Origin of the sequence: Haemophilus sp. SZY H8 (assembly GCF_018829755.1) — a bacterium.
Taxonomy (GTDB): domain Bacteria; phylum Pseudomonadota; class Gammaproteobacteria; order Enterobacterales; family Pasteurellaceae; genus Haemophilus; species Haemophilus haemolyticus_K.
Map to the genome: position 1 here is coordinate 1 of NZ_JAHKJY010000006.1, position 15,809 is coordinate 15,809.

General features: G+C 38.1%; 16 protein-coding genes, 2 tRNA genes and 2 rRNA genes. 12 read left to right on the forward strand and 8 right to left on the reverse strand.

Annotated elements, in window-relative coordinates:
• The first annotated feature begins 42 nt into the window (after positions 1–42).
• The 6 genes from rrf (KKW16_RS08150) (at position 43) to murQ (ending at position 2,697) form a co-directional block, all read left to right on the forward strand.
• A 5S ribosomal RNA gene (gene rrf / locus KKW16_RS08150) occupies positions 43–158 on the forward strand.
• 47 nt (positions 159–205) lie between these two features.
• Positions 206–321, forward strand: a 5S ribosomal RNA gene (rrf, locus tag KKW16_RS08155).
• Between the two features lie 12 nt (positions 322–333).
• A tRNA-Asp gene (locus KKW16_RS08160) sits at positions 334–410 on the forward strand.
• A 16-nt stretch (positions 411–426) separates the two neighbouring features.
• Positions 427–502: transfer RNA gene (locus tag KKW16_RS08165), tRNA-Trp, on the forward strand.
• Between the two features lie 134 nt (positions 503–636).
• A complete protein-coding gene (locus KKW16_RS08170; RefSeq protein WP_048953122.1) occupies positions 637–1,776 on the forward strand; it encodes an anhydro-N-acetylmuramic acid kinase in 1,140 nt (379 codons plus the stop codon).
• A 9-nt stretch (positions 1,777–1,785) separates the two neighbouring features.
• Positions 1,786–2,697: an N-acetylmuramic acid 6-phosphate etherase gene (gene murQ / locus KKW16_RS08175; protein ID WP_048953121.1), complete on the forward strand. Its 912-nt coding sequence runs from the start codon at positions 1,786–1,788 to the stop codon at positions 2,695–2,697.
• 29 nt (positions 2,698–2,726) lie between these two features.
• On the opposite strand, the gene KKW16_RS08180 is transcribed toward murQ, so the two are convergent.
• Together KKW16_RS08180 and envC are read right to left on the reverse strand one after the other, a co-directional pair.
• On the reverse strand, positions 2,727–3,569 hold the full coding sequence (locus KKW16_RS08180; RefSeq protein ID WP_048953120.1) for a divergent polysaccharide deacetylase family protein: 843 nt from the start codon (positions 3,567–3,569) through the stop codon (positions 2,727–2,729).
• The gene (envC, locus tag KKW16_RS08185) at positions 3,569–4,801 is read right to left on the reverse strand and encodes a murein hydrolase activator EnvC (protein WP_140524265.1); all 1,233 of its coding nucleotides are present in this window, start codon (positions 4,799–4,801) and stop codon (positions 3,569–3,571) included. The genes KKW16_RS08180 and envC overlap by 1 nt, the downstream gene beginning before the upstream one ends.
• Positions 4,802–4,976: 175 nt before the next feature.
• Between envC and KKW16_RS08190 the strand changes: the two genes are divergently transcribed.
• Positions 4,977–5,660 carry a 2,3-diphosphoglycerate-dependent phosphoglycerate mutase gene (locus KKW16_RS08190; protein ID WP_005625827.1) on the forward strand — a complete coding sequence of 228 codons (684 nt, stop codon included), beginning with the start codon at positions 4,977–4,979 and terminating at the stop codon, positions 5,658–5,660.
• A gap of 77 nt (positions 5,661–5,737) precedes the next feature.
• Positions 5,738–6,334, forward strand: a complete 597-nt coding sequence (locus KKW16_RS08195; RefSeq protein WP_140450065.1) for a hypothetical protein — start codon at positions 5,738–5,740, stop codon at positions 6,332–6,334.
• Positions 6,335–6,375: 41 nt separating this feature from the next.
• Here the strand turns inward: KKW16_RS08195 and KKW16_RS08200 are convergent, their stop codons facing one another.
• The 3 genes from KKW16_RS08200 to lptM all read right to left on the reverse strand — a co-directional run bounded on the left by KKW16_RS08200 (position 6,376) and on the right by lptM (position 8,579).
• Positions 6,376–7,005: a response regulator gene (locus tag KKW16_RS08200; protein ID WP_048953116.1), complete on the reverse strand. Its 630-nt coding sequence runs from the start codon at positions 7,003–7,005 to the stop codon at positions 6,376–6,378.
• Between the two features lie 164 nt (positions 7,006–7,169).
• Positions 7,170–8,417 carry a diaminopimelate decarboxylase gene (gene lysA, locus KKW16_RS08205; protein WP_140523516.1) on the reverse strand — a complete coding sequence of 416 codons (1,248 nt, stop codon included), beginning with the start codon at positions 8,415–8,417 and terminating at the stop codon, positions 7,170–7,172.
• A gap of 45 nt (positions 8,418–8,462) precedes the next feature.
• Complete coding sequence (lptM, locus tag KKW16_RS09020; protein ID WP_005639040.1) at positions 8,463–8,579, reverse strand: LPS translocon maturation chaperone LptM; 117 nt, start codon at positions 8,577–8,579, stop codon at positions 8,463–8,465.
• Between the two features lie 97 nt (positions 8,580–8,676).
• On the opposite strand from lptM, the gene cyaY reads away from it, so the two are divergent.
• The 3 genes from cyaY to proS all read left to right on the forward strand — a co-directional run bounded on the left by cyaY (position 8,677) and on the right by proS (position 12,643).
• A complete protein-coding gene (gene cyaY, locus KKW16_RS08210; RefSeq protein ID WP_140450067.1) occupies positions 8,677–8,982 on the forward strand; it encodes an iron donor protein CyaY in 306 nt (101 codons plus the stop codon).
• Between the two features lies 1 nt (position 8,983).
• On the forward strand, positions 8,984–10,843 hold the full coding sequence (recQ, locus tag KKW16_RS08215; protein ID WP_215768176.1) for a DNA helicase RecQ: 1,860 nt from the start codon (positions 8,984–8,986) through the stop codon (positions 10,841–10,843).
• 84 nt (positions 10,844–10,927) lie between these two features.
• Positions 10,928–12,643 (forward strand): proline--tRNA ligase, encoded by a 1,716-nt coding sequence (gene proS / locus KKW16_RS08220; protein WP_215768177.1) that lies wholly within the window; start codon positions 10,928–10,930, stop codon positions 12,641–12,643.
• 47 nt (positions 12,644–12,690) lie between these two features.
• Here proS and asnC read toward each other — a convergent pair whose 3' ends face one another.
• On the reverse strand, positions 12,691–13,143 hold the full coding sequence (gene asnC / locus KKW16_RS08225; RefSeq protein WP_065265182.1) for a transcriptional regulator AsnC: 453 nt from the start codon (positions 13,141–13,143) through the stop codon (positions 12,691–12,693).
• A gap of 153 nt (positions 13,144–13,296) precedes the next feature.
• Here asnC and asnA point away from each other — a divergent pair, with 153 nt between their 5' ends.
• Positions 13,297–14,289 carry an aspartate--ammonia ligase gene (asnA, locus tag KKW16_RS08230; protein WP_048953111.1) on the forward strand — a complete coding sequence of 331 codons (993 nt, stop codon included), beginning with the start codon at positions 13,297–13,299 and terminating at the stop codon, positions 14,287–14,289.
• A gap of 117 nt (positions 14,290–14,406) precedes the next feature.
• On the opposite strand, the gene slyD is transcribed toward asnA, so the two are convergent.
• Both slyD and KKW16_RS08240 read right to left on the reverse strand, forming a co-directional pair.
• Positions 14,407–15,027 (reverse strand): peptidylprolyl isomerase, encoded by a 621-nt coding sequence (gene slyD, locus KKW16_RS08235; RefSeq protein WP_215768178.1) that lies wholly within the window; start codon positions 15,025–15,027, stop codon positions 14,407–14,409.
• Positions 15,028–15,081: 54 nt separating this feature from the next.
• Entirely contained in the window at positions 15,082–15,804 is a 723-nt protein-coding gene (locus tag KKW16_RS08240; protein ID WP_048953110.1) for an SIMPL domain-containing protein, read from the reverse strand.
• Positions 15,805–15,809 lie beyond the last annotated feature (5 nt).

The following is a 15,809-nucleotide window of genomic DNA, read 5'->3' on the forward strand; positions in this document are numbered from 1 at the left end:
GAACATAGATAGAAGTTAGAATAAAAGTTATCAAAGAATTATCCTGGCGGCGATAGTGCGGTGGAACCACCTGACACCATACCGAACTCAGAAGTGAAACGCTGTAATGCCGATGGTAGTGTGGGGCTTCCCCATGTGAGAGTAGGGCACCGCCAGGTTTATTTTTTTAGTTTATTCCTTGAGTAAATTAAAAAAATAAAAAATTTTTGGCAGAGATAGTGCAATAGATCCACCTGATACCATACCGAACTCAGAAGTGAAATGTTGTAACGCTGATGGTAGTGTGGGGTATCCCCATGTGAGAGTAAGGCACTGCCAATTACCATACTTAGCGGAGTGGTAGTTCAGCTGGTTAGAATACCTGCCTGTCACGCAGGGGGTCGCGGGTTCGAGTCCCGTCCATTCCGCCAATTTATTCATACCAATAGGGGCGTAGTTCAATTGGTAGAGCACCGGTCTCCAAAACCGGGTGTTGGGAGTTCGAGCCTCTCCGCCCCTGCCATTAAAATATTCTTTTCAATTGATCATAAAATATATTTATACTCATACCTTTTTTATATTATTTAATAATTCTTTTTATTTTTCTTTTTGAATTAGATATATAATTATCAAGTTTTAAATATAAAAATAATTAGTATGAAACCTCAATATTATCTTGGCATGATGTCTGGAACTAGTCTAGATGGAGTGGATGTTGCTCTCGTTGATTTTTCTCTAGAGCCTCGACTTATCTTATCTGATTTTTTTCCTATGCCAGAAAATTTATGTCAGAAATTAACCAAACTCATTCAAATTGGTGAAACAACTCTACAAAATTTAGGCGAACTCGATCATGAGCTTGCTTTACTGTATTGTGATTGTGTACATAGCTTTCTACAAAAATATAATCTTATTCCAAGTCAAATTGAAGCTATTGGTTGTCATGGACAGACAGTATGGCATTCTCCTGCTTCTGCATTTCCTTTCACGATGCAACTAGGCGATATGAATTTATTGGCAGCTAAGACGAGAATATCGGTTATTGGTGATTTTCGTCGTAAAGATATGGCTTTAGGCGGACAAGGGGCTCCTCTTGTACCCGCTTTCCATAAAGCTGTATTCTCAAATGCTAATTTTGCTACAGTTGTTTTAAATATTGGTGGGATTAGTAATGTTTCGATATTGTTGCCTAATCAACCTGTAATTGGGTTTGATATAGGTCCAGGTAATACATTATTAGATCAATGGATAGAAAAACACCAAGGCCTTCGCTATGACAAAAATGGTGACTGGGCTTCAAAAGGCAACATGAATCAAGTTCTGCTTGATGAATTATTAAATGAACCTTTTTTCTCTTTACCTGCTCCAAAAAGTACAGGGAGAGAATTATTTAATCTTGATTGGTTAATTGGCAAAGTAGAAAAAACATCTGAAAAACTTACCGCGCTTTGCTCCAAAATCACATTATCCCCAGAAGACGTGCAAGCGACGCTTGTTGAATTGACGGTAACAAGCATTGTCAATGCACTAAATCAACTCCAAACAGATTTACCAAAACGTTTATTAGTATGTGGCGGCGGCGCAAAGAATAGCTTAATTATGCGTGGATTGCATGATAATTTACTCGATTGGCAGGTTGGTACAACGATAGAGCAAGGTTTTGATATTGATTATGTAGAAGCTGCTGCCTTTGCTTGGTTGGCTTATTGCCGAATGAACAATTTACCAGCAAACCTGCCTAGCGTAACTGGCGCAAAAAGTGCGGTTAGTTTGGGGGCTATTTTTCCTAAAGACTAAGGCCAAAATATGAATGACATTATATTAAAAAATTTATCCACATTAATTACTGAACAACGAAATCCGAATTCAGTTGATATTGATCGTCAAAGTGCTTTAGATATTGTTCGATTAATGAATAAGGAAGATAAACAAGTTCCTTTAGCTATTGAAGCATGTTTGCCTGAGATTTCGTTAGCGGTAGATAAAATCGTTTATGCTTTTCAACAGGGCGGTCGTCTAGTATATATTGGGGCTGGGACTAGCGGTCGTCTCGGCGTATTGGATGCATCAGAATGTCCTCCTACATTTGGTGTATCTTCGGAAATGGTCAAAGGTATTATTGCGGGGGGGGAACGTGCTATTCGTCATCCTGTTGAAGGTGCGGAAGATAATACTAAAACAGTACTTGATGATCTACAGCGTATTCATTTTTCAAAAAATGATGTATTAGTTGGTATCGCTGCAAGTGGCCGCACACCTTATGTTATTGCAGGTCTTCAGTACGCTAAATCTCTTGGTGCTTTGACAATTTGTATTGCGAGTAATCCAAAATCTGCGATGGCTGAGATAGCCGATATTGTGATTGAGACTATTGTTGGCCCTGAAATATTGACGGGTTCTAGCCGCTTAAAATCTGGCACCGCACAAAAAATGGTACTGAATATGCTGACTACGGCAAGTATGATTTTATTGGGTAAATGTTACGAAAATTTGATGGTCGATGTACAAGCCAGTAATGAAAAGCTTAAAGCACGCGCTGTACGCATTGTGATGCAAGCAACGGATTGTGATAAAGTGCTCGCTGAGCAGACATTAATTGAAACAGATCAAAATGCCAAGCTTGCAATTATGATGATTTTAAGTAATTTATCAAAATTAGAGGCGAAGGCATTATTAGAAAGACATCGAGGTAAATTAAGAAATGCACTTTCTAAATAAGACGAAAACCTGATTTTAAAATCAGGTTTTTATTTTGGAATTCCACGTAGTAATCCTACGGGTTCAAAAGGTCCCATTGAGGTTGGTGCAGGCATTTCTGTAAATAATAAAATAAATGGTTTAGGCGGGGTTACTTTTTCATTACGCCATAAGTTGCCCATTCCAACAAGTTGGATATCTTCAGGTAAATTGTTAATTCCTGCTTGTAACACTGCTATTGTATTTGGGCGAGGATGTCCTATCGCAATCGCTGTACCATGTTTCCTTGCATATTGAATTGCAGCTTGAAATTGATGTTGAACGTCAGCTAGTTCGTTACTGTCATCTAAAAATATATGACGATCTAAGAAACGAACGCCTTGTTCTTTTGCTATTTTTCCTGCTACAGATTTTCCTATTGTTCGACTATCTAAAAAGAATAAATGTTTTTCTTGAAGTGCGGTCATTAAATAAGTCATTAATTGGGGATCCGCTGTAGCTGCACTACCCATGTGATTATTCATGCCAATGGCATAATTCACGATATTTTTGGCTGTATTTACCCGATCATTGACCTGCGCTGAAGACATTCCTAAATGTAGTCCTCCATCTTCTATTTTCACCGCACTTACTGGTTGCATTGGCATATGAATTAAAATGTCTCGACCTTGAGATTTTGCTTCTTGATTTCGTGCTCGAGCATTAGGCGCAGCAGGAATAATTGCTACAGAAATTTCACGCGGCATTGCAAAAATAGCCGCATCTTCTTTGAGATGATAGCCTACATCATCAATAACAATAGCAAGTTTATTTTGCGCAAGGGAGATAGAAGTATAAAGTGCGGTAGAAAAAACGATGAAATTTTTCACCGCACTTTTTATGAGAAGTTTCATTAACGGATCCATCCAGCTGGATTCACTGGTGTGCCTTTTCGGCTAATTCCAAAATAGAGTGCGGAACGAGAGATTTCACCAGTATTACCTACTTGAGCAATAGTTTGTCCAGCAGAAACAAGTTGACCAACTTTTACCAATACGGCTTGATTGAAACCATACAAACTTAAGTCGGTTTCTCCATGTTTAACGATGACCATATAACCGTAGCCATTCAAATACCCAGCTAAAATTACACGTCCAGCTGCAATGGCTTTGACTGCAGTTCCTGCGGAGGCACCAATAACCATGCCTTTCCAACGAACTTCACCTGCCTGAATCGTTCCAAAATTATGTAAAGTTGGCCCTGAAACTGGTGCTGAATATTGTTTTTTGGCAATCCCTAAACCACTTGTACTGTTAAGCAATTGACGTTCTTGTGCTGTCGGTTGATAAGGTTTTGAAGTTCTTTTTTCTTCAGCTTTTTGTCGTTGTGAAAGCGCTTCACGCTCTCTTTTTTCTTGTTCTAAGGCCACTTTTTCCGCACGTTGAATTTCTTGACGGAGCGCTTGTTCATTAGCCTTTAGGCTATCCAATTTATTTTGATCTCTCGCTAAATTTTTATTAAGTTCATTTAGCGTAGATTGGCGTTCTTGTTGTGATTTTTGTAATTCTTGTTGCTGTTTTTTTTGCGTTAAAAGTTGATCTCGATGATTTTTTTGCTGACCTAAAATTGATTCTTTTTGGGATACAATTTGAGCTTGTGTTGCTTTTAAACTATCAATTATTTCTATTCGAACTTGGTTTAAATGTTGATAGTAAACTTTCATACGTTCTGCTTTTTCCGCATTTTTAGAAAACATTCTTTCAATGACGGAAGGATTTAAACCTGAGCGATAAATCATATCCATTTGTTTCGCTAAGCGTGATTTTTGTTCAGATTCTTGTTTTTCCAATTGTTTGAGTTGTTTATCTGAATCAGAAATTTGCTTACGAATTTCTTTCAAGCTCATTTCTGTTTCATGTAACTCCCCCACGACAGCATTAATTTTACTTTCATGGTTTTTCAAATTAGCTTGTAACTTAGCTTGCTCGCGTTTTTGTTCAGCAATTTTAGATTCTTGTTGCTTAATTTGCTTTTGAATCTGGTTAAGATCGGACGCATGGCTTATTGGGGAAAAAATCAACAAACCGCAGCTAAAAAGTGCGGTGAAAAATGGCGATATTTTTTTGTTTAATCCCGAATACAGCATAATTTTTCCTAAATTCTTAAAATCGCACAAATCTTATCATATTTGTTAAAAGGCGAAAAAGTTTAGCCCCTATTTTTTGCTAAAGATCAGGAAAACTCGCCTTTTTGCTTTTAAACATACTCAATTTTTGCTATAAAGTGCGAGTTATCTTTTACTTAAATTTTAGGAGATTCTTATGGAATTAGTATTTATCCGTCATGGTTTTAGTGAATGGAATGCGAAAAATTTGTTCACTGGCTGGCGTGATGTAAATTTAACAGAACGCGGCGTAGAAGAAGCGAAAGCTGCGGGCAAAAAATTATTAGATGCTGGCTATGAGTTTGATATCGCATTTACATCTGTGCTAACTCGCGCAATCAAAACTTGTAACATCGTGTTAGAAGAATCCCATCAATTATGGATTCCTCAAGTGAAAAACTGGCGTTTAAATGAACGTCATTATGGTGCTTTACAAGGTTTAGATAAAAAAGCGACAGCGGAACAATACGGTGACGAACAAGTTCATATTTGGCGTCGTTCTTATGACATTTCTCCACCAGATTTAGATCCACAAGATCCAAATTCTGCACACAATGACCGTCGTTACGCAAATATTCCATCTGACGTAGTGCCGAATGCAGAAAACTTAAAAATTACTTTAGAGCGTGCACTTCCATTCTGGGAAGATCAAATTGCACCAGCAATGCTTTCTGGTAAACGTGTTTTAGTTGTTGCTCACGGTAACTCACTCCGTGCGTTGGCAAAACATATTATCGGTATTTCTGATGCTGAAATTATGGATTTTGAAATTCCAACAGGTCAACCTTTAGTGTTAAAACTTGATGATAAATTAAATTACGTAGAACACTACTACCTTTAATTTATCGCTTTACTTTTTTAATTTAACATTCTAAGTGCGGTTAATTTTAACCGCACTTTATGTTTAAGGAGACATGAATGAGAAAATTGATAACGTTCATTTTGGTATTGTTGCCATTTTTTACAACATCAGTTATTGCAGCACCAGTACATAAAAATCAAACAAATAAAAAAATTGTAGTAATCAAATCTTTAGATAAAAAACAACAAACTAAAAAAACGAAAGAAATGAAATTAGTACTAACCAAGAAAACTAGTACTAAAAATAAAAAACAAGTTGAGAAATTGACAGACAAAAAGCCTAAAGCTTTGGTAAAGGAAATTAGCTCGAAACCTAAGACATCTATTGATAAAAAACCGGCAACAGTTGTTTCAACAAAACATGAAAAAACAGCAAAAGAGAAATCAGTGTATAAGCCAGTGATCGTGCCACAATGTAATGATTTTTCTGTGTCAAAAGTGCTATCTGATGCATTTAAGCAACAAGGAGATGCAACGAAAACCAGCATGATGGTGAAACAAATTTTCCAAGCAAGAGAAACGCAATTTTATCCACAAAAAGGTATTAGAAGTTGCCATGCTTTAGTGGTGACTGAGAGCAAAAGTTATCAAACAGATTACAGCATTATTTTGAATGATAAAGGATTCTTTATCCAAGTAGAAAATGCTCAGTAGAAAAATGCGCTTGGTTTTTTAACCTTGCGCATTTTTGTAAACTATTTATTGTTTTGTTCAAAAAAGAGTACAGTTGCGGCTACACGAGAGTGCACATTGAGTTTACGTAATAAATTACGAATATGTACTTTCACGGTTTCTTCTGAAATAAAAAGTTGGGCTGCAATTTGTTTGTTTGATAATCCTGTCGCAATTTGACGAAGTACATCCATTTCACGATCTGTTAAGCTATCTAATGGATTTTGCTCATGTCTTCGTTCAAGTAATAAATCTTTAATAGAATCACTTAAGATCACTTCACCTTGCGCTATTTGCTTAATTTGTTCTAGTAAGGTTTCGGGTTCTGTATCCTTTAGCAAATAGCCATCAGCACCGGCGTCAATTAACGTATAAATATCATTTTTAGCATCAGAGACAGTTAAAATTAAGATTCGCGCATCAACGCCTTCTGCTCGTAATCCTTTGAGCGTATCTAACCCTGAAAGTCCTTTCATGTTGAGATCTAAAATGATCACATCAGGTGATGTTTGTAATGCCACAGAAATCCCTTCTGTACCGCTGCCTACGTCAGCCACCACCTCAAAGTTATCGTCTAATTCTATAAGTTGTTTAATGCCACGACGCATTAATGGATGATCGTCAATTAATAAAACGCTTAGTTTTTCTTGCATAAATTCCCCCTTAGTGACGATAAACGTGCCATTTTATAAATAATTTCTATTAGTTCCAATGATGAACCGATAGAAATTTGATTTTACGCATAAAGTTACTGTTTTTTAGGTATATTATAAGTGAATAAATTATATGGTTAGATTAAAACTTAATCAAAAGGTGATTAAATGGTTGACTCTAATGCCCAAAGTTCCTGTAAGGTTTCTCGACGACGAATTAAATAAGATTTATCGCCATCTACTAAAACTTCTGCAGTACGAGGTCTTGAGTTATAGTTTGATGACATGCTTGCTCCATAGGCGCCAGCTGAGCATTGAGCAATATAATCACCTTCAGCAATAGAAAGTTCCCGTTGTTTACCCAAGAAATCAGACGTTTCGCAAACTGGCCCCACAACATCATAAATGGCTTTTTCTCTTGTTAAAGTGCGGTCAATTTCTACGATATTCATATAAGCCTCATACAACGCAGGGCGGATCATATCGTTCATTCCAGTGTCGGTAATCGCGAAATTACGACTTTCATTATTTTTTAGGTATTGCACTTTGGCCACTAAAATTCCCGCATTTGCAGAAATTGCTCTGCCAGGTTCAAGAATAATTTCAAGTTCAGGATAATTTTGTAGTTTTTCTAACAATGCATTCGCGTAATCACTTGGATGCGGTGGTGTTTCATCCGTATAAGTCACGCCTAAACCACCGCCCAGATCGAGATGTTTTAATTTTATTCCATCTTCTTTTAATTGTTCCATTAGGACAATTAAGCGATCCGTTGCATCTAAAAATGGTTGTAATTCAGTGAGCTGTGATCCTATATGGCAATCCATCCCTGTTATTTTTATATTTGGCAATGTTGAGGCTAATTTATATACCTCTCGAGCTTCATTTACGCTTACACCAAATTTATTTTCTTTTAACCCTGTTGATATATAAGGGTGTGTATGCGCATCAACATCTGGATTCACTCGTAAAGATATTGGCGCAATTCTCCCCATCTCGCCTGCGATCTGGTTAATGTGTTTGAGTTCAGAAACTGATTCTACATTAAAGCAACGAATTCCAACTTCTAGTGCCCGTATAATTTCTTCTCGGGATTTAGCAACGCCCGAAAAGACTACTTTTGATGCATCGCCACCCGCTGCAAGTACACGCTCAAGTTCGCCTTGCGAAACAATATCAAAACCTGAACCTAGTTTTGCCATGATATTTAATACGCCGATATTCGAGCAAGATTTTACGGCAAAGCAAATTAAGTGAGGATGCTTACCGAAGGCTGAGTCAAAAGCATGCCAATGGCGTTCAAGTGTTGCGCGAGAATATACATAAAGAGGTGTACCGAATTGTTCAGCAAGCTGTTGAACCGAAATATCTTCAGCATAAAGCTTATTATTTTTATATTGGAAGAAATTCATGTTGTGTTCCTGTTTTTTATTTTGGGATTGTAACTGGATAATCGCTTATTTGGTTTGTTGTGCTTGTTCTTTTTCTGGGAAATATAAAGGACCTTTTACGCCGCATCCTGTTGCTACAATGCAAATTGCACTAAGCACTAAAATTGATAGTAGTTTTTTCATTTTTCTCTCTCTTACTTATCGGTAAATCCGCCTTTCACAAGCTTAAGAAAGGCTTTATAATTTGCTGCATTCTATCAGATTTAAACAGGAACATTTTATGAATATTGCAGAATTTCACCAAAATATTGAACAAGTTTGGCAAAAAATTGAAGAAAAATTAGAAGAGCAAGGTGCGGATATAGATTGTGAAACGCAAGGTTCAGTATTTACCATCACCTTTGATAATCGCACACAAATAGTGATTAACAAGCAAGAACCATTACTTGAGCTTTGGATTGCGAGTAAATTAGGTGGTTTTCATTTTGCTTTTAAAAATGGCGACTGGGTTTCTAACGATGGAAAACGTTTTTGGGATTGTTTAGTAGAAGCCTGTGCTGCACATGGCGAGAACGTGCAGTTCTAAGATGCTTGATTCTCCTTTATCATCAAAAATAATAGAAAAGCCGACCGCACTTTCTGTTTTGAAATCGGTTTTCGGTTATCAATCTTTCCGTAAAGGACAGGAAGAAGTCATCAATGCCGCATTAAACGGACAAGATGCTTTGGTGGTAATGGCAACAGGGAATGGCAAATCACTTTGTTACCAAATTCCCGCACTTTGTTTTGAGGGTCTAACTTTAGTGATTTCCCCGCTGATTTCCTTGATGAAAGATCAAGTAGATCAGCTTCAAGCCAATGGAATTGAGGCTGATTTTCTTAATTCTAGTCAGACTTTAGAACAGCAGCAACAAGTACAAAATAAGCTTATTTCTGGGCAACTTAAACTGCTTTATGTATCGCCAGAAAAAGTGATGACGAACAGTTTCTTTCAACTTATTTCTTATAGTAAAGTCAGCTTTATTGCGATTGATGAAGCACACTGTATTTCTCAATGGGGGCATGATTTTCGCCCTGAGTATACCCAGCTTGGCGGTTTAAAAGCTAGTTTCTCTCATGCGCCAATTATGGCGCTCACCGCGACAGCAGATTATGCGACTCGTCAAGATATTTTGACTCACCTCAACCTGGAAAATCCGCATAAATATATTGGTAGTTTTGATCGACCAAACATTCGTTATACCTTGGAAGAAAAATATAAACCAATGGAGCAACTGACACGTTTTGTGTTAGCTCAAAAGGGCAAGAGTGGGATTATTTATTGCAACAGCCGAAACAAGGTTGAGCGAATTGCGGAAAGTTTACGTAATAAAGGCGTCTCTGCTGCTGCTTACCACGCGGGAATGGAAACGGCACTGCGTGAGCGCGTGCAACAGGATTTTCAGCGTGATAATGTTCAAGTAGTCGTCGCAACCATTGCTTTTGGAATGGGGATTAATAAATCCAATGTGCGGTTTGTTGCCCATTTTGATTTACCTCGCAGCATTGAATCTTACTATCAGGAAACAGGGCGAGCAGGACGTGATGATTTACCTGCTGAGGCCGTTTTGTTTTATGAGCCAGCGGATTACGCTTGGTTACAAAAAATTCTTTTAGAAAAACCAGAAACGCCACAGCGTCAGATTGATCAACATAAATTAGAAGCTATTGGTGAATTTGCAGAAAGCCAGACCTGTCGTCGTTTAGTGCTTCTCAATTATTTTGGTGAACATCGACAAACACCATGCAATAACTGTGATATATGCCTTGATCCTCCTAAAAAATATGATGGTTTAGTCGATGCACAAAAAGTAATGTCTACTATTTATCGAGTGGGACAATGTTTCGGTGCACATTATGTGATTGCAGTGCTGCGTGGCATGCACAATCAAAAAATTATTGAACGCCAACATGATAAACTTTCAGTATATGGCATTGGAAAAGATAAAAGCAAAGAGTATTGGCAGTCTGTCATTCGTCAGCTTATCCATTTGGGTTTTGTGCAACAGGTCATTAGCGAATTAAATACAACGTTACAACTTACTGAAAGTGCAAAAGCGATTCTGAAAGGTGAGGAACCATTGGAACTGGCAATGCCTCGTATTTCTGCAATTAGTAAGATTGCCCATAATCCACAACGTCAAGGTGTTGCAAATTACGATAAGGATTTATTTGCACGCCTGCGTTTCTTACGCAAACAAATTGCTGATAAAGAAAATATTCCTCCGTACATTGTCTTTAATGATGCGACTTTGCAAGAAATGGCACAATATATGCCAACAAGCAATATTGAAATGTTGCAAATTAATGGCGTGGGCTCAATCAAATTAGAGCGGTTTGGCCAGCCGTTTATGGCATTGATTCAGGAACATAAAGCAATTTTGGCGAAAGCGCAAAATAATCAGTAAGTATCGAAAGTGCGGTTAAAAATCACCGCACTTTTTGTTATACTTGCGCCAATTTTTTCAGTTCTTTGAATCTAAGGTTAAACAATGCGTACAAGTCAATATTTATTCTCCACTCTTAAAGAAACGCCAAATGATGCTCAGGTAGTGAGCCACCAATTAATGTTGCGTGCAGGTATGATTCGCCCAATGGCATCTGGTTTATATAACTGGTTGCCGACTGGTATTCGCGTATTGAAAAAAGTAGAAAAGATTATTCGTGAAGAGATGAACAAAGGTGGTGCAATCGAGGTATTAATGCCTGTGGTGCAACCGGCAGAATTATGGGAAGAGTCTGGTCGTTGGGAGCAATATGGTCCAGAGCTCCTTCGTTTCGAAGACCGCGGAAACCGTAACTTTGTACTTGGTCCAACTCACGAAGAAGTGATTACTGATTTAGTGCGTCGAGAGGTTTCTTCATACAAACAACTTCCACTTAATTTATACCAAATTCAAACTAAATTCCGTGATGAAGTGCGCCCTCGTTTTGGTGTAATGCGTTCGCGTGAATTTATTATGAAAGATGCGTACTCATTTCACACGACACAAGAAAGTTTGCAAGAAACTTATGATGTGATGTACCAAGTATACAGCAACATTTTCACCCGTCTTGGTTTAGATTTCCGTGCGGTACAAGCGGATACAGGGTCTATTGGTGGTTCAGCTTCCCATGAGTTCCAAGTGTTAGCTTCAAGTGGTGAAGATGATGTTGTATTCTCAACAGAATCGGATTTTGCCGCGAATATTGAGCTTGCTGAAGCGGTAGCTATTGGTGAGCTTCAAGAGCCAACCGCAGAAATGACACTGGTTGATACACCAAATGCGAAAACTATTAATGAACTTGTAGAACAATTTAAGCAACCAATCACTAAAACGGTGAAAACGTTGATTGTAAAAGGTGCCGATGAAAACCAACCGCTTGTTGCGTTGATTATTCGTGGTGACCATGAATTAAATGAAATCAAAGCACAAAAACATCCATTAGTGGCAGATCCTCTTGAGTTTGCCGATGAAGCAGACATTAAAGCGAAAATTGGTGCGGGCGTGGGTTCATTAGGTCCCGTGAATTTAAATATTCCTGCAATTATTGACCGTTCAGTGGCGTTAATGTCTGATTTTAGTTGTGGCGCGAATATCGATGGAAAACATTATTTCAATGTAAATTGGGAACGCGATGTAGCAATGCCTGAAGTATTTGATTTACGTAATGTAGTGGAAGGTGATCCAAGTCCAGATGGTAAAGGCACTCTTCAAATCAAACGTGGTATTGAAGTGGGCCATATTTTCCAACTGGGCAAAAAATACTCCGAAGCAATGAAAGCGACCGTTCAAGGTGAAGATGGTAAACCTCTTGTGATGACAATGGGTTGCTACGGTATCGGCGTAACTCGCGTGGTGGCTTCAGCGATTGAACAGCATCATGATGATCGCGGTATTATTTGGCCTTCAGATGAAATTGCACCATTTACTGTAGCGATTGTGCCAATGAACATGCACAAATCTGAAGCCGTGCAAAAATACGCTGAAGAACTTTACCGCACTTTACAATCACAAGGCGTAGATGTGATTTTTGATGATCGTAAAGAACGCCCAGGCGTGATGTTCGCCGATATGGAATTGATTGGCGTGCCACATATGGTGGTAATCGGTGAGAAAAACCTAGACAACGGTGAAATTGAATATAAGAACCGTCGTACCGGTGAAAAGAAAATGATTGCTAAAGATGAGCTATTGGCATTTTTAGAAGAGAATGTGAAGGCATAATTTTCTTATCAAGCAAAAGTGTGGTGAACGTTCACCGCACTTTTATTTTATGGCTTAATATCTCTTAAAATTGGATTTTGCATTGAAATCAAGGTTTCAGTGGACTGAATTTCATCTATTAACTGAATCTTGGTCGCCAAAACAGAATGTAATTCTGCAATTGTGTGTGTCATCACCTTTAAGAAAATCGAGTAATTGCCCGTTGTATAATAGGCTTCCACTACTTCATCGAAACTTTCTAGCTTTTTGATCACTTTCTCATAATCTTTTGCGCTTTTTAGAATAATGCCGATAAAACAGCATACGTCATAACCTAATTTACGCTCATCAATAATCACCTTCGTGCCTTCAATAATACCCGATTGGCGCATTTTTTCTACACGTACATGTATTGTTCCTGGGCTTACACCAAAGTTTTTAGCCATTTCGGCATAGGGAGTTCTCGCATCTTTGGTTAGTACACGTAAGATTTGCTGATCTAAATTATCAATGTTGTGCATAAAATCATCTCCTTTAGATTTTATTTAATTTTTATACCTTAGATTAGATAATATTTAACTTATAAAAGAAAGTAAATAAAATACTTGAAATAATGCTCGATTTTATTAAATAATACGTAAAGAATAAAACAACAGATTAAAAAGGTTATAAAAATGAAAAAGACATTTATTTTACAACAACAAGAAATCAGCTTTGTGAAGAATACCTTCACCCAAAACCTTATTGAACAACTTGGCATTATTGAAGTACAAGGTCCGATCTTGAGCCAAGTGGGTAACGGAATGCAAGATAACTTATCTGGTATTGAAAAAGCCGTTCAGGTTAACGTGAAATGTATTCCAAATGCAGTATTTGAAGTGGTGCATTCCCTAGCAAAATGGAAACGCCATACCCTTGCTCGCTTCAATTTTAAAGAAGGCGAAGGCTTGTTTGTTCATATGAAAGCATTACGTCCAGATGAAGACTCTCTTGATCCAACTCACTCTGTTTATGTGGATCAATGGGACTGGGAAAAAGTGATTCCTGAAGGTCGTCGCAATTTTGAATATTTAAAAGAAACGGTAAATTCTATTTATCGTGCTATTCGCTTAACGGAATTAGCCGTAGAAGCACGCTTTGATATCCCTTCAATTCTTCCAAAACACATTACCTTTGTGCATAGCGAAGATTTAGTAAAACGCTATCCAGATTTAAGCAGTAAAGAGCGTGAAAACGCAATTTGTAAAGAATACGGTGCAGTATTCTTGATCGGGATTGGCGGCAAACTTTCAGATGGCAAACCTCATGATGGTCGAGCACCAGACTATGATGACTGGACAACTGAATCTGAAAACGGCTACAAAGGATTAAACGGTGATATTTTGGTATGGAATGATCAATTAGGCAAAGCATTTGAACTTTCCTCAATGGGTATCCGCGTAGATGAAAGTGCATTACGTTTACAAGTTGGTATAACGGGTGATGAAGACCGTTTAAAAATGGATTGGCACCAAGATTTATTAAACGGAAAATTACCATTAACTATCGGCGGTGGTATCGGTCAATCTCGCTTAGCGATGCTTTTACTTCGTAAAAAACATATCGGTGAAGTGCAATCAAGCGTATGGCCAAAAGAAATGTTAGAAGAGTTTGCCCATATTTTATAAGATAGGTATTAATACAAAGATACAAAAAACACGATGATTTCTCATCGTGTTTTTTATTTCAGAAAGCAATAGCAGACTTCATTACTAAAGTGCGGTAATGTTTTCGGCTGTTTTTAATTAATGACCGCCGCAGCCACAGCTGCCGTGACCGTGTCCATGCCCGTGACCACCGCCGCAGCATCCGCTGTGCTCGTGATCATGATCGTGATGGTGGTGATGACCACCACAGCCACAACCGTGACCCTCTTCGTCATCATCGTGGTGGTGGCTATGCGCACCGTGAACGTGGCCGTGTGCGATTTCTTCTAACGTTGCTTCACGAGTTGCGACAACTTCAACGGTGAAGTGTAATTCTTGACCCGCTAACATGTGATTTCCATCAACCACAACTTCATCGCCATCGATTTCAGTAATCACCACTGGAACTGGACCAATGTCAGTATCTGCTAAGAAACGCATGCCGACTTCAAGCTCATCAACACCTTGGAATACATCTTTTGGTACACGTTGAACCATATTTTCGCTGTATGCGCCGTAACCTTCTTCAGGTTGTACACGTACTTCAAATTTGTCGCCTACTTTTTTACCTTCAAGCGCTTTTTCAAGACCGATCACTAAATTATTGTGGCCCTGTAAATATTCTAGTGGTTGATTCGCTGGAGCTTCATCTACCAATACGCCATCTTGTGTGCGAACTTGGTAAGCAATGCTCACCACTACATTTTTTGCTACTTTCATTATGTTTTCCTTATAAAAAAATCGGTTAAAAAAGTCGTACCATTGTAGCGAAAATTATTCCGCACGCAATGCAATTCGCGCACTAATGCGTGCTTTTATTTTCTCTTTACTATTTTCAAGATAAGCATCGCTAGAAGGATCCACCGCACTTATATCGGCAGATTTTGCCATCGCCATCATATAAGGTCGTGGGCTCATGGTTTGTTCATTCACGGAAGACACATCTAAATCTAAAATTTGATAGCCTTTCATATTCAATGAATTTTGAATTAATGTAGCTTTGTTTTTAAATTTATCCAATGCGGCTTGAGTTAATTCATTTTCTAAACTCATTAATTTTTCTGATGAAATAAGTGTATTCGTACTTTCCACCGCCATAACACCATCAAGCTCGCTAATCACTTTGGAGATAGCTTGGAAATCTTTGCTTTCTAATACAAGTTCCACACGATCAATCCAGCCAGATTGCTTGCCTTGATTGTTATAACGCACACTGGTATGACGAAAATGATCTTTGATTTCTACGGCACTTTCGTTTTTCGCGATAGAAAGCGCTTTGCTTAATTTCTCATTGATTGTTTTATTTAGGGTTGAAAGTGATGTGCCTTCTGCCTGATAAAAAAGCGTAACTTGTAACAAATCTCGTGAAACTTCTTTTTCGACTTCAGCATTAAAAGAAACAATATTATTTTGCACCGCACTTTGAGAATTATCTGCCAATGCAGGCAAAGCAAGAGGCAATGCCAATAATGCCAAGGAAAGAGATTTTAATTTCATATTGA

Bases quoted from the DNA above. Each gene is read 5' to 3' on its own strand.
- KKW16_RS08170 (WP_048953122.1), top strand. From the start codon at position 637: ATGAAACCTCAATATTATCTTGGCATGATGTCTGGAACTAGTCTAGAT.
- murQ (WP_048953121.1), top strand. From the start codon at position 1,786: ATGAATGACATTATATTAAAAAATTTATCCACATTAATTACTGAACAA.
- KKW16_RS08180 (WP_048953120.1), bottom strand. From the start codon at position 3,569: ATGAAACTTCTCATAAAAAGTGCGGTGAAAAATTTCATCGTTTTTTCT.
- envC (WP_140524265.1), bottom strand. From the start codon at position 4,801: ATGCTGTATTCGGGATTAAACAAAAAAATATCGCCATTTTTCACCGCA.
- KKW16_RS08190 (WP_005625827.1), top strand. From the start codon at position 4,977: ATGGAATTAGTATTTATCCGTCATGGTTTTAGTGAATGGAATGCGAAA.
- KKW16_RS08195 (WP_140450065.1), top strand. From the start codon at position 5,738: ATGAGAAAATTGATAACGTTCATTTTGGTATTGTTGCCATTTTTTACA.
- KKW16_RS08200 (WP_048953116.1), bottom strand. From the start codon at position 7,005: ATGCAAGAAAAACTAAGCGTTTTATTAATTGACGATCATCCATTAATG.
- lysA (WP_140523516.1), bottom strand. From the start codon at position 8,417: ATGAATTTCTTCCAATATAAAAATAATAAGCTTTATGCTGAAGATATT.
- lptM (WP_005639040.1), bottom strand. From the start codon at position 8,579: ATGAAAAAACTACTATCAATTTTAGTGCTTAGTGCAATTTGCATTGTA.
- cyaY (WP_140450067.1), top strand. From the start codon at position 8,677: ATGAATATTGCAGAATTTCACCAAAATATTGAACAAGTTTGGCAAAAA.
- recQ (WP_215768176.1), top strand. From the start codon at position 8,984: ATGCTTGATTCTCCTTTATCATCAAAAATAATAGAAAAGCCGACCGCA.
- proS (WP_215768177.1), top strand. From the start codon at position 10,928: ATGCGTACAAGTCAATATTTATTCTCCACTCTTAAAGAAACGCCAAAT.
- asnC (WP_065265182.1), bottom strand. From the start codon at position 13,143: ATGCACAACATTGATAATTTAGATCAGCAAATCTTACGTGTACTAACC.
- asnA (WP_048953111.1), top strand. From the start codon at position 13,297: ATGAAAAAGACATTTATTTTACAACAACAAGAAATCAGCTTTGTGAAG.
- slyD (WP_215768178.1), bottom strand. From the start codon at position 15,027: ATGAAAGTAGCAAAAAATGTAGTGGTGAGCATTGCTTACCAAGTTCGC.
- KKW16_RS08240 (WP_048953110.1), bottom strand. From the start codon at position 15,804: ATGAAATTAAAATCTCTTTCCTTGGCATTATTGGCATTGCCTCTTGCT.